We start from the raw sequence: 12,108 nt of genomic DNA on the forward strand, positions 1-12,108 counted from the left end.
CGTCAAGAAGTGAGGCACTGAAAACGGCAGCGCAGCACATCTGACGCCCTTGTCTGCTACCACAAACGAAAAAGGATCTGTCGCATGACCCATCTAAAAATCACCGGCATGACCTGCGACTCGTGCGCGGCGCACGTCAAGGAAGCGCTGGAAAAAGTACCCGGCGTCCAATCTGCCATAGTGTCCTATGCCAAGGGCGCGGCCCAGCTCGCCCTTGATCCAGGCACAGCGCCGGACGCACTGACCGCCGCCGTGGCTGGCCTGGGCTACAAAGCGATGCTCGCCGATGCCCCGCCGACCGACAACCGCACTGGGCTGTTCGACAAGGTGCGCGGCTGGATGGGTGCCGCCGACAAGGGCAGCGGCGGCGAGCGCCCGTTGCAAGTCGCCGTGATCGGCAGCGGTGGAGCCGCGATGGCGGCAGCACTGAAGGCCGTCGAGCAAGGCGCGCAGGTCACGCTGATTGAGCGCGGCACCATCGGCGGCACCTGCGTCAACGTGGGTTGCGTTCCCTCCAAGATCATGATTCGGGCAGCCCATATCGCTCATCTGCGCCGTGAAAGTCCTTTTGACGTGGGGCTCACTGCGACGCCGCCTGTTGTCTCGCGTGACCGTTTGCTTGTCCAGCAACAGGCGCGCGTGGACGAGCTGCGAATTGCCAAATATGAAAGCATCCTCGAAAGCAATCCGTCAATCAATCTGGTACGAGGCAGCGCCCGTTTCAAGGATGGCCACACGCTTATCGTGGAAGCTGCAGAAGGGGACTGGTACGAAGTGGCGTTTGACCGCTGTCTCATTGCTACCGGCGCGAGCGCAGCCATTCCGCCGTTGCCTGGTCTTGCAGAAACCCCCTATTGGACTTCCACCGAAGCGCTGGTTAGCGAGACCATTCCGAAACGGCTCGCAGTAATCGGTGCCTCAGTAGTAGCGCTGGAACTGGCGCAGGCGTTTGCACGGCTGGGCAGCGAAGTCACGATCCTGGCGCGGCGCACGTTGTTTGCGAGCGAGGACCCTGCCATTGGCGAGGCCGTGACCGCTGCCTTCCGCGCGGAAGGCATCACGGTGTTGACACAGACACAGGCAAGTGCCGTGACCTATTCCGATCGCCAATTCATCCTCACGACCCCGCAGGGAGAGTTGCGCGCGGATCAATTGTTCGTTGCTACCGGCCGCGCACCGAATACCACCAGCCTGGATCTTGAACGAGCAGGTGTGGCGCTCGACTCGCAACATCGCATCGTGATCGATAAAGGCATGCGAACGAGCGCACCGAACATTTATGCAGCCGGCGATTGCACCGACCAACCGCAGTACGTCTACGTTGCAGCCGCCGCTGGCACCCGTGCCGGTATCAACATGACCGGCGGCGACGCAACGCTCGATCTCGACGCTATGCCGGCAGTCGTGTTCACTGATCCGCAAGTTGCCACGGTTGGCTACAGTGAAGCAGAAGCCCAGCGCATCGGCCTGCAAACCGACAGTCGTACTCTCACGCTCGACAATGTGCCGCGTGCACTCGCCAACTTCGACACGCGCGGCTTTATCAAGCTTGTCGCTGAGGCTGGATCTGGACGCATTCTTGGGGTTCAGGCTGTAACACCGGAAGCAGGCGAGATCATCCAGACTGCCGCGATTGCCATCCGGGCTCGCATGACCGTCCAGGATCTTGCCAACCAACTTTTCACCTACCTCACCATGGTGGAAGGTCTCAAACTGGTGGCACAGACTTTCTCGAAGGATGTGACACAGCTATCGTGCTGTGCGGGCTAAACCAAGGACACGAAAAGAGCGACAGAGGAGTTTTTATGTTTTGCGATATTAGACTAACAGCACGTTGCACCCGTGCATGCTTAACCATTCTGTTGGCGGGTACTGCAGCGTTTGGCTTGTCAAACAATGCGCTGGCGGCCTACGACTTTTCTAAGCTGGGAGCAGCGATCGAAACATTGGCGCCGGAGACCGTCGACGGCTGGGAAAAGAAAGCGAGGGCGGGCGATGCCATGGCGCAGAACATCATGGGTCTTGCCTACAAATGCGGTATGGGCGTAAAACAAGACCATGCTGCATCGATCCAGTGGTTTCGCAGGGCGGCCGAGCAGGGTGAAGCTGATGCGCAGTTCAACCTGGGGCGCCTCTACGCAAGCGAAGTCGACGGTATGTATAAGAAAGGGCGTGCGGCTCCTGCCGACGATGCACAGGCGTTCAAGTGGTACCGCCTCTCTGCCGAGCAGGGACACACGCAGGCTCAAGTCAGGCTGGCTCAACTGTTTGCGAAGGGGCTCGGTGAGGTCGCGCGCGACCAGGTTCAGGCCTACAAGTGGATGAGTCTGGCAGCAGCGTCAGGAGAACCAACGGCAGCAAAAGTCATTGCCGACTATGCGGCTCAAATGAAGCCCGAACAGGTGCAGCAAGCGCAATTGCTGGTCCAGGAATGGAAACGCCGGCAAAGCGCACGCTGACGTGATCTTTGAAAAGCGCGGCATGTAATCGCCAAGGGTGGGTTTATGCCGCGTAACCGCTGCTTGGATGTTGGAGGTGGAAATTGGACAAGACTATATATTCCAAAAAGATTGCCGAGAGCCTCTCATCTGGCAATCATCCAGAAGAGTTCGCAACCCTCTTCGTCACCCTGCTTCGTCAGCTTGTGATGGGAAGGCCTGTGTCACGCGAAGCGCTCGGCACCGCACTCGGATGGTCTGGGCAGAGGGTTGCAACTGTACTTGAGCCGGCGCCCGGTACCGAATATGACGAGCAGGGCAATATCATTGGACTGGGCCTGACGCTACGCGAAACCCCTCACGTTTTTGAAGTGGATGGCCGCCGTTTATACACCTGGTGTGCGCTCGACACCTTGATGTTTCCCGCTTTGATTGGCAAAACAGCCCGTGTCACGTCGCGCTGTGCTGCCACCGGCAGGCCGATTACGCTCACAGTTGCGCCAGAAGCAGTGCTTCAGGTTGAACCGGCGGAAACAATGGTGTCTCTGCTAACGCCGGATGCTTCACCCGACATTCGCTGTTCCTTTTGCTGTCATGTGCATTTTTTTGCATCGCCTTCTGTTGCAAATGCATGGGCTTCGACGCACCCGGGGATAGAGCTCGTGCCTGTCGAGAATGCATTCGGTCTCGGACATCTGATCGCGCATAAGCTGTTAGAAGACAGCGAGCGAAACACGGCATGAATGCCTACTCGATTTCGAAGCTTGCTGAAGATGCAGGCGTAAGCGTGCATGTTGTGCGCGACTACTTGATGCGCGGGTTGTTGCATCCCGCCTGGCGAACCGAAGGTGGCTACAACGTTTTCGATGCCAAAACACTGGAACGGTTGCGTTTCCTGCGCGTGGCCTTCGAGTCGGGACCCAGGCTCGACGAGTTAACGCGACTTTGCAGGGCGTTGGATGCAGGCGATAGCAAGTGCGTACACGGATGTGTCGAGCAACTGCGTCGGAAGATCGATGTGCGCCGAAAAGAGCTGATGGTGATCGAGACCTCTTTAGGCGAGTTGGCGTCCAGTGCATAACCTCACTATCTGTCGCCAGTGCGGCTACGTCGAAGAGCTGCACCTTGATGAAATTAGCGATCAGCTTGCCGCCCTGGCCCAGCGCCAAGCTTCAACGTTGAGCGCCAAACGATTGAGCTTCAGGGCTTATGTCAAGCATGCCGATCCGTGAGTAATGCCTAATGTCCCAATTTGATGAACTCGCCCCTCAACAGCTTTTTAAGGCGTTAGAGTCAGCGACCACAACAGCTTCCCTGCCCAAGCTTGCAACGCTACTAGATGCCATTCGCTTTAATGAAGACGGCCTGATTCCCGCCATTGCCCAGCAACATGATACGGGCGAAGTACTGATGATGGCGTGGATGAACCGAGAAGCCCTGGAAGAGACGTTAACAACGCAGCGAGTTTGCTACTTCTCACGCTCGCGCCAAAAGCTATGGCGCAAAGGTGAGACATCAGGACAGCAACAGCGCCTTAAAAGCGCAGCGCTAGATTGCGATGGTGATACGCTGCTGGTTCAGGTGGAGCAAACTGGTCCCGCGTGCCATTCCGGCCGTCGCAGCTGCTTTTATGTGTCGCTCGGTGCAGACAGCGCCAAGATTACCAGCGAGCCGCTGATTGATCCGGCCACGCTATACGGTAAAAAAGCGCCGTGAAAAATTGGCTGTTCGCCATTAAACAGGTTTTTCTTAAGCTGCTAACAGCAGTGATGGTGGGCTGTATTCGCGTTTACCAATACACCATCAGCCCACTGCTTGGCCCTCGCTGCCGCTTCTGGCCAAGCTGCTCTTCCTATACCCTAACTTGATTGTCATTTTCAGAAGACGACTGCACCAATCAACGAGACATGAAGCCTGCTGTGCATACGGCTCCTGACAGCCCGATATCAGGACTCCTCTGCACGAAACTCGTCTATGCTCAATACTCGTGTGCACCAAAGCGAGGCGAGCATGGCGACCGATACCGTACCGATTGCCGAGCGCGGCGTAGCCACCCTGTCAGAACAGGCATGGGAGCGTGCTCGCTGCCGCGCGGAGATCATTGGGCCGTTGGCGCAGTCGGAGACGGTCGGGCATGAAGCGGCCGACGCAGCAGCCCAGGCGCTGGGTCTGTCCCGGCGGCAGGTCTACGTCCTGATCCGCCGTGCCCGGCAAGGTTCGGGGCTGGTCACTGATTTGGCTCTTGGACAGTCGAGCGGTGGCAAAGGTAAAGGCCGCTTGCCGGAGTCGGTCGAACGAATCATCCGCGAGCTACTGCAAAAGCGCTTCCTGACCAAGCAGAAGCGCAGCTTGGCGGCGTTCCACCGTGAAGTTGCGCGGGTGTGCAAGCTGCAAAAGCTGCGGATGCCGGCGCGCAACACGGTCGCGTTGCGGATCGCCAGCCTTGATCCACTCAAGACCACTCGACTTCGGGAAGGCCAGGATGCGTCCCGCATCCTGCAAGGTGTTGGCGGTGTTCCTCCGCCAGTCTCCGCACCGCTGGAGCAGGTACAGATCGACCACACAGTCATCGACCTGATCGTGGTGGACGAGCGCGACCGGCAACCGATTGGCCGTCCGTACCTGACCCTCGCCATCGACGTGTTCACCCGCTGCGTGGTTGGCATGGTGGTCACGTTAGAAGCGCCATCTGCCGTCTCGGTCGGCCTGTGCCTCGCACACGCCGGTTGCGACAAGCGCCCTTGGTTGGAAAGGTTGGACGTGGAAATGGACTGGCCGATGAGCGGCAAGCCCGCGCTGCTCTACCTGGACAACGCGGCCGAATTCAAGAGCGAGGCGCTACGCCGTGGCTGCGAGCAGCATGGCATCCGGTTGGACTATCGGCCTCTCGGGCAGCCGCACTATGGCGGCATCGTGGAACGGATCATCGGCACGGCGATGCAAATGATCCACGACGAATTGCCGGGGACGACCTTCTCCAACCCTGACCAGCGCGGGGAATACGCCTCCGAGAAGATGGCCGCCCTGACACTGCGCGAGCTGGAACGCTGGCTCGCATTGGCGGTTGGCACCTATCACGGCTCCGTGCACAACGGCCTGCTCCAACCGCCGGCCGCACGCTGGGCCGAAGCTGTCGCGCGTACCGGCGTTCCAACCGTCATCACTCGCACCACGGCTTTTCTGGTCGATTTCCTGCCCGTCCTCCGCCGCACCCTGACCCGCACTGGCTTCGTCATCGACCACATCCACTACTACGCCGATGCGCTCAAGCCGTGGATAGCTCGGCGCGACCGCCTGCCTGCGTTCCTGATCCGGCGCGACCCACGCGACATCAGCCGCATTTGGGTGCTGGAGCCGGAGGGGCAGCACTATCTGGAAATTCCATACCGTACCTTGTCGCACCCGGCTGTCACCCTCTGGGAACAACGGCAGGCGCTGGCGAAATTGCGGCAGCAAGGGCGCGAACAGGTGGATGAGTCGGCGCTGTTCCGCATGATCGGGCAGATGCGCGAAATCGTGACCACTGCGCAGAAAGCCACGCGCAAGGCGCGGCGCGACGCGGATCGACGCCAGCATCTCAAGTCAACGGAACAACCTGTCAAAACCACGCCACCAGCGGACACGGACATGGCAGACCCGCAGGCGGACAACCAGCCACCTGCCAAACCGTTCGACCAGATTGAGGAGTGGTAGCCGTGGACGAATATCCCATCATCGACCTGTCCCACCTGCTGCCGGCGGCCCAGGGCTTGGCCCGTCTCCCGGCGGACGAGCGCATCCATCGCCTTCGCGCCGACCGCTGGATCGGCTATCCGCGAGCAGTCGAGGCGTTGAACCGGCTGGAAGCCCTGTATACGTGGCCAAACAAACAACGCATGCCCAACCTGCTGTTGGTCGGTCCAACCAACAACGGCAAGTCGATGATCGTCGAGAAGTTCCGCCGCGCCCACCCGGCCAGCTCCGACGCCGACCAGGAGCACATCCCGGTATTGGTCGTGCAGATGCCGTCCGAGCCATCGGTGATCCGCTTCTACGTCGCGCTGCTCGCGGCGATGGGAGCACCATTGCGACCGCGCCCACGGCTGCCGGAAATAGAGCAACTGGCGCTGACACTGCTGCGCAAGCTCGGTGTGCGTTTGCTGGTGATCGACGAGCTGCACAACGTCCTGGCCGGCAACAGCGTCAACCGCCGGGAATTCCTCAACCTGCTGCGCTTCCTCGGCAACGAATTGCGCATCCCGCTGGTCGGTGTGGGCACACGCGACGCCTACCTGGCCATCCGCTCGGATGACCAGTTGGAAAATCGCTTCGAGCCGATGATGCTGCCGGTGTGGGAGGCCAACGACGATTGCTGTTCACTGCTGGCCAGCTTCGCGGCTTCGCTCCCGCTGCGGCGACCTTCGTCGATTGCCACGCTGGACATGGCTCGCTACCTGCTCACGCGCAGCGAGGGCACTATTGGCGAGCTGGCGCACCTTTTGATGGCGGCGGCCGTGGCCGCGTGGAGAGTGGTGAGGAAGCGATCAACCACCGCACGCTCAGCATGGCCGATTACACCGGTCCCAGCGAGCGGCGGCGGCAATTCGAGCGGGAACTGATGTGAAGCCAGCGCCACGCTGGCCACTGCATCCGGCACCCAGGGAAGCCGAAGCCCTGTCTTCGTGGCTCAACCGCGTGGCCCTTTGCTATCACATGGAAGTGTCCGAGCTGCTGGAGCACGATCTTGGTCACGGCCAGGTTGATGACCTGGACACCGCGCCACCACTGGCGCTGCTGGCGATGCTCTCCCAGCGGAGCGGTATCGAGCTGGATCGGCTGCGCTGCATGAGTTTCGCCGGCTGGGTGCCTTGGCTACTGGACAGCTTGATGATCAGATTCCAGCCGCATTGGAAACCTATGCGTTCCAGCTCTCGGTACTGCTGCCGAGACTCCGCCGTAAGACGCGATCCATCACGAGCTGGCGTGCCTGGCTGCCCACCCAACCGATACACCGCGCCTGTCCGCTCTGCCTGAACGATCCGGAGAACCAAGCCGTACTGCTCGCGTGGAAGCTGCCCCTGATGCTGAGCTGCCCACTGCATGGCTGCTGGCTGGAATCCTATTGGGGCGTGCCAGGGCGGTTTCTCGGCTGGGAGAACGCCGACGCCGAACCGCGCACTGCCAGCGACGCGATTGCGGCGATGGACCAGCGTACCTGGCAGGCACTGACGACCGGCCACGTGGAGTTGCCGCGCCGACGCATCCACGCCGGATTGTGGTTTAGGCTGCTACGCACGCTGCTCGATGAGCTGAACACCCCGCTTTCGACGTGCGGCACCTACGCGGGGTATCTCCGCCAAATCTGGGAATGCTGCGGGCATCCGCTGCGTGCTGGGCAAAGTCTGTGGCGACCGTATGAAACCCTGAACCCGGCAGTACGGTTGCAGATGCTGGAGGCGGCGGCAACGGCAATCAGCTTGATTGAGGTGAGGGATATAAGCCCGCCAGGCGAGCACGCAAAGCTATTCTGGTCCGAGCCCCAAACCGGGTTCACCAGTGGCCTGCCGGCGAAAGCGCCGAAGCCCGAACCCGTCGATCACTGGCAGCGTGCAATCCAGGCCATTGATGAGGCCATCATTGAAGCACGACACAACCCCGAGACGGCACGCTCGCTGTTCGCGTTGGCTTCCTATGGTCGGCGCGACCCCGCTTCCTTGGAACAGTTGCGCGCCACCTTCGCGAAGGAAGGCATCCCCCCGGAATTTCTGTCACATTATGAGCCTAGCCTACCCTTTGCATGCCTTAGACAGAATGACGGGTTAAGTGACAAATTTTGACGTGCAGAGCTTCCCGATGCAAACTGTCACATAATCGAACGTATATGTGACAGGTACAAGATGCTGATTGGCTACATGCGAGTATCGAAGGCGGATGGCTCCCAGGCGACGGACTTGCAGCGCGATGCGCTGGTCGCGGCCGGTGTTGATCCGGCGCATCTCTATGAAGACCAAGCGTCCGGAAAACGCGAGGATCGTCCCGGTCTGGCGAGCTGTCTGAAGGCACTACGGCCAGGCGACACGTTGGTCGTTTGGAAACTGGATCGGCTCGGGCGCGACCTGCGCCATCTGATCAATACCGTCCATGACCTGACCGGACGCGGCATCGGCCTCAAGGTGCTGACCGGGCACGGCGCGGCCATTGACACCACGACCGCCGCCGGCAAGCTGGTCTTCGGTATCTTCGCCGCGCTGGCCGAGTTCGAGCGCGAGTTGATCGCCGAGCGCACCGTGGCGGGCCTGGCCTCAGCACGGGCACGCGGCCGGAAAGGCGGCCGGCCGTTCAAGATGACCGCCGCCAAGCTGCGGCTGGCGATGGCGGCAATGGGGCAGTCAGAGACCAAGGTCGGCGACCTGTGCCAGGAACTTGGCATCACGCGGCAGACCCTGTATCGGCATATTTCACCCAAGGGCGAGCTACGTCCAGATGGCGAGAAGCTACTCAGCCGAATTTGATGCCGACATGAGGCGACGTAGCGAAAGCGTGGTTTGTCTCAATTTGACGGCGGCGAACCGCAAGCGTTCGGTTCGCCGCTCGTTTCGGTCGCAGTGCTGGCCCGCGCCTGGAAACGTTGATAACACTCCAGCCCGCAGAAGTGCTCGACGTACTCCGCGCCTTCCGGTGTGAAGGCGGCATCGAGCGGAATTTCCTTGCAGCACACGCAGCAACTGGTGGCGGTCGGATCATTTGCATTCATGGTGGCACCCCTCCATTGACTGACGAAGACGGCGAATGCCGCCGCCGGCATCGGCTTTGCGAACAGAAAGCCTTGCCCGCGCTCGAACGCTTGGGCCCTCCGCCGTAGTCCATCCATCCGGCCGGGAAGCGCTCATGATCTTTCCCTGAATGCCCGCACGCCCGCGCCAGTGACAGAAGAAACAGGCCGGTCAAACCGAGCGCCGTGATGACCCAATACTCGACAAGGAATGCACCGGCGGTTGTGCCGGCCAGCACGGCAGCGAGGATGGGCAGGTGGCAGGGGCAAGTCAGCACAGCCAGTCCGCCCCACAGGTAGCCGGTGATCGGTTTGTGCGTCTCGGACGGCAAGCGCTCGGGGTTGTTCATGGCAGACTCTCCGCGTGCTGTGCCGGCTCGGTCGGCAGGGTGGCCAACTGCACTTCCAGATCGGCCAACGCTTCGCGCCGACGCTCGACGAACTGACGCAGCAGGGCAAGCTGCGCGGCCGCTTCGTCGCCGTCCGCCGCATCCAGCGCCCGGCACAGCCGCGCCAGCGCGTCGAGGCCGATGCCCGCCTCGAAGGCCGCCCGCACGAAGCACAGCCGTTGCAAGGCGGCGTCATCGAACAAGCCGTAGCCGCCTGGTGTGCACGCCACCGGGCGCAGCAATCCGCGCAGCAGGTAGTCGCGCACGATATGCACGCTCACCCCGGCATCAAGAGCCAGCCGGGACACCGTGTAGGCGTTCATTGAACACCTCCTTTTTCTCACCCGGCGCAGCAGGAAAGCTGCTTCACATCCTTGTTGAAGGTCTGCGCCGCGAGCTTCAACCCCTCGACCATCGTCAGGTAGGGGAACAACTGGTCGGCCAGTTCCTGCACCGTCATGCGGTTGCGAATGGCCAGAGCCGCCGTCTGGATCAGTTCACCCGCTTCCGGCGCGACCGCCTGTACGCCGATCAGCCGATGGCTGCCTTCCTCGATAACCAACTTGATGAAGCCGCGTGTGTCGAAGTTGGCGAGCGCACGCGGCACGTTGTCCAAGGTCAAGGTGCGGCTGTCGGTCTCGATCCCGTCGTGGTGGGCTTCCGCCTCGCTGTAGCCCACGGTCGCCACTTGCGGATCGGTGAACACCACGGCCGGCATTGCGGTCAGGTCGAGCGCCGCATCGCCGCCGGTCATGTTGATCGCGGCACGGGTGCCGGCCGCTGCCGCCACATAGACGAACTGCGGCTGGTCGGTGCAGTCGCCGGCCGCGTAGATGTTCGGGTTGCTCGTGCGCATGCCTTGGTCGATGACGATGGCACCTTGCGCATTGACAGTGACCCCCGCTGCGTCCAGCGCGAGGCTGCGCGTGTTCGGTGTCCGACCGGTGGCAACCAGCAGTTTGTCGGCGCGCAATTCACCGTGCGTGGTGGTCAGCACGAATTCACCGTCCATATGGGCGACCTGGCTGGCTTGCGTGTGCTCCAGCACCTCGATGCCCTCGGCACGGAAAGCGGCTGTCACCGCCTCGCCGATGGCCGGGTCTTCACCGAAGAACAAGGTATTGCGCGCCAGGACCGTGACCTTGCTGCCCAGCCGGGCAAAGGCTTGCGCCAGCTCCAGCGCCACCACCGACGAGCCGATTACGGCAAGGCGTTCGGGAATGGTGTCGCTCGCCAGGGCCTCGGTGGAAGTCCAGTAGGGTGACTCTTTCAAGCCCGGAATCGGCGGGACCGCCGGGCTGGCACCCGTGGCGACCAGGCAGCGGTCGAACATCACGACGCGCTCGCCACCCTCGTTCAAACGGACGGTAAGGCTCTGGTCGTCCTTGAAGCGCGCCTCACCGTGCACAACGGTGATGGCCGGATTACCGCCCAGGATGCCTTCGTACTTGGCGTGCCGCAGTTCGTCGACGCGGGCCTGCTGCTGGGCCAGCAGCTTACTGCGGTCAATCGTAGGCACAGTTGCCGCAATACCGCCATCGAACGGGCTTTCCCGGCGCAGATGGGCGATGTGGGCGGCGCGGATCATGATCTTGGACGGCACACAGCCGACATTGACGCAGGTGCCGCCGATGGTGCCGCGCTCGATCAGCGTGACCTGCGCGCCTTGCTCGACGGCCTTCAGTGCTGCCGCCATTGCCGCGCCACCGCTACCAATGACGACGACCTGCAACGGGCGTTCGTTGCCACTGGGCTTATCAGCGGCCCCTATCCAGCCGCGCATCTTGTCGAGCAGGCCGGCGCGGTTGTCCGTCGGTGGCGCATCGGCAAGCGTTGCCTCGTAGCCCAGTCCGGCCACGGCGGTAGTCAGCGCATCCGATGACGTGCCCGCCTCAATGGCGAGTTGCGCTGTGCCCTTCGGATAGGACACCAGCGCCGATTGCACGCCGGGCACTTTCTCCAAGGCTTCCTTGACGTGAGCCGCGCACGAGTCGCAGGTCATCCCGGTGATTTTCAGGGTGGTCATGTATTTTTCCTTTTCTGTGGTGGCTACGGCTGTTGCCGTCAGCCACGTTGTTCTGGCAATTCACAGCTGTCCGGCCCGCAGCGGCGATGTGCTGGCGAGATGAAATCCCAGACCGACACCCCAACCATCAAGGCCAGGCCGACATAGAGCAGTCCACCGCTCTGCCAGCCGTAAGCCCGCATTAAAAACACCGCTGCCAGCACCAAGATCGGGCCTATCGTGCCGAGCGCCGTGCGTCGCCACTGTCGATGATTGAGCCAAGCGATAGCATTGGCGAGTAACGCGATGCCGGCGAACATCGGCAGCAGGATGCCAATGAATAGCCCCTCGTACTGGCTCAAGAAGCCCAGTCCGATGGCCGCGCCAAAGCTGGCGATGGCAGGAAAACAGGCGGCGCAGCCCATCGCGGAAACGACGCTGCCGAGCGCGCCGGTTTTGCCAGCGATGCGCGTGATGAGTCCCATGTGTCGCTCCCGAGTTCGGTTAACGGATCAGCGTTTGAGG

At 61.6% G+C, this 12,108-nt stretch carries 11 protein-coding genes and 4 pseudogenes; 10 read left to right on the forward strand and 5 right to left on the reverse strand.

Annotated elements, in window-relative coordinates:
- The first annotated feature begins 84 nt into the window (after nt 1-84).
- The 10 genes and pseudogenes from merA (BMG07_RS36615) (at nt 85) to BMG07_RS36665 (ending at nt 8,929) form a co-directional block, all read left to right on the forward strand.
- Nucleotides 85-1,770, forward strand: coding sequence for a mercury(II) reductase (gene merA / locus BMG07_RS36615; protein ID WP_198088603.1), 1,686 nt, complete (start codon nt 85-87; stop codon nt 1,768-1,770).
- A 35-nt stretch (nt 1,771-1,805) separates the two neighbouring features.
- Complete coding sequence (gene merG / locus BMG07_RS36620) at nt 1,806-2,459, forward strand: phenylmercury resistance protein MerG (protein WP_033869423.1); 654 nt, start codon at nt 1,806-1,808, stop codon at nt 2,457-2,459.
- An 83-nt stretch (nt 2,460-2,542) separates the two neighbouring features.
- Nucleotides 2,543-3,181 (forward strand): organomercurial lyase MerB, encoded by a 639-nt coding sequence (merB, locus tag BMG07_RS36625; protein ID WP_033917449.1) that lies wholly within the window; start codon nt 2,543-2,545, stop codon nt 3,179-3,181.
- Nucleotides 3,178-3,519 carry a mercuric resistance transcriptional repressor MerD gene (merD, locus tag BMG07_RS36630; RefSeq protein ID WP_033869424.1) on the forward strand — a complete coding sequence of 114 codons (342 nt, stop codon included), beginning with the start codon at nt 3,178-3,180 and terminating at the stop codon, nt 3,517-3,519. Before merB ends, merD (BMG07_RS36630) begins: the two co-directional genes overlap by 4 nt.
- Nucleotides 3,520-3,680: 161 nt before the next feature.
- Nucleotides 3,681-4,154, forward strand: a complete 474-nt coding sequence (hisI, locus tag BMG07_RS36640; RefSeq protein ID WP_034389874.1) for a phosphoribosyl-AMP cyclohydrolase — start codon at nt 3,681-3,683, stop codon at nt 4,152-4,154.
- A 53-nt stretch (nt 4,155-4,207) separates the two neighbouring features.
- The gene (gene yidD, locus BMG07_RS36645; RefSeq protein ID WP_102606035.1) at nt 4,208-4,306 is read left to right on the forward strand and encodes a membrane protein insertion efficiency factor YidD; all 99 of its coding nucleotides are present in this window, start codon (nt 4,208-4,210) and stop codon (nt 4,304-4,306) included.
- Nucleotides 4,307-4,448: 142 nt separating this feature from the next.
- Nucleotides 4,449-6,131, forward strand: coding sequence for a Mu transposase C-terminal domain-containing protein (locus BMG07_RS36650; protein ID WP_011494284.1), 1,683 nt, complete (start codon nt 4,449-4,451; stop codon nt 6,129-6,131).
- A gap of 2 nt (nt 6,132-6,133) precedes the next feature.
- Nucleotides 6,134-7,041: pseudogene (locus tag BMG07_RS36655) on the forward strand (TniB family NTP-binding protein).
- Nucleotides 7,038-8,254 (forward strand): annotated as a pseudogene (locus BMG07_RS36660) (TniQ family protein). The pseudogenes BMG07_RS36655 and BMG07_RS36660 overlap by 4 nt, the downstream one beginning before the upstream one ends.
- A 60-nt stretch (nt 8,255-8,314) precedes the next feature.
- Nucleotides 8,315-8,929 (forward strand): recombinase family protein, encoded by a 615-nt coding sequence (locus tag BMG07_RS36665; RefSeq protein WP_010981357.1) that lies wholly within the window; start codon nt 8,315-8,317, stop codon nt 8,927-8,929.
- Between the two features lie 38 nt (nt 8,930-8,967).
- On the opposite strand, the pseudogene BMG07_RS36670 reads toward BMG07_RS36665, so the two are convergent.
- The 5 genes and pseudogenes from BMG07_RS36670 to merC all read right to left on the reverse strand — a co-directional run.
- A pseudogene (locus BMG07_RS36670) lies at nt 8,968-9,255 on the reverse strand (DUF3330 domain-containing protein); the annotation flags it as partial.
- 48 nt (nt 9,256-9,303) lie between these two features.
- A pseudogene (merE, locus tag BMG07_RS36675) lies at nt 9,304-9,539 on the reverse strand (broad-spectrum mercury transporter MerE).
- Complete coding sequence (gene merD, locus BMG07_RS36680) at nt 9,536-9,901, reverse strand: mercury resistance co-regulator MerD (RefSeq protein ID WP_000995360.1); 366 nt, start codon at nt 9,899-9,901, stop codon at nt 9,536-9,538. Before merD (BMG07_RS36680) ends, merE begins: the two are co-directional and overlap by 4 nt.
- 17 nt (nt 9,902-9,918) lie before the next feature.
- Entirely contained in the window at nt 9,919-11,604 is a 1,686-nt protein-coding gene (gene merA / locus BMG07_RS36685) for a mercury(II) reductase (protein ID WP_198088605.1), read from the reverse strand.
- A gap of 38 nt (nt 11,605-11,642) precedes the next feature.
- Nucleotides 11,643-12,068, reverse strand: a complete 426-nt coding sequence (gene merC, locus BMG07_RS36690) for an organomercurial transporter MerC (protein ID WP_000522996.1) — start codon at nt 12,066-12,068, stop codon at nt 11,643-11,645.
- Nucleotides 12,069-12,108: the final 40 nt, after the last annotated feature.

Source organism: Variovorax sp. E3 (assembly GCF_016082275.1).
Lineage (GTDB): Bacteria > Pseudomonadota > Gammaproteobacteria > Burkholderiales > Burkholderiaceae_C > Variovorax.

What these genes read in the sequence shown, in the direction of transcription:
- BMG07_RS36650 (WP_011494284.1), top strand. Translation starts at nt 4,449, where the DNA reads ATGGCGACCGATACCGTACCGATTGCCGAGCGCGGCGTAGCCACCCTG.
- merC (WP_000522996.1), bottom strand. Translation starts at nt 12,068, where the DNA reads ATGGGACTCATCACGCGCATCGCTGGCAAAACCGGCGCGCTCGGCAGC.
- merD (WP_033869424.1), top strand. Translation starts at nt 3,178, where the DNA reads ATGAATGCCTACTCGATTTCGAAGCTTGCTGAAGATGCAGGCGTAAGC.
- hisI (WP_034389874.1), top strand. Translation starts at nt 3,681, where the DNA reads ATGTCCCAATTTGATGAACTCGCCCCTCAACAGCTTTTTAAGGCGTTA.
- yidD (WP_102606035.1), top strand. Translation starts at nt 4,208, where the DNA reads ATGGTGGGCTGTATTCGCGTTTACCAATACACCATCAGCCCACTGCTT.
- merD (WP_000995360.1), bottom strand. Translation starts at nt 9,901, where the DNA reads ATGAACGCCTACACGGTGTCCCGGCTGGCTCTTGATGCCGGGGTGAGC.
- merA (WP_198088603.1), top strand. Translation starts at nt 85, where the DNA reads ATGACCCATCTAAAAATCACCGGCATGACCTGCGACTCGTGCGCGGCG.
- BMG07_RS36665 (WP_010981357.1), top strand. Translation starts at nt 8,315, where the DNA reads ATGCTGATTGGCTACATGCGAGTATCGAAGGCGGATGGCTCCCAGGCG.
- merA (WP_198088605.1), bottom strand. Translation starts at nt 11,604, where the DNA reads ATGACCACCCTGAAAATCACCGGGATGACCTGCGACTCGTGCGCGGCT.
- merG (WP_033869423.1), top strand. Translation starts at nt 1,806, where the DNA reads ATGTTTTGCGATATTAGACTAACAGCACGTTGCACCCGTGCATGCTTA.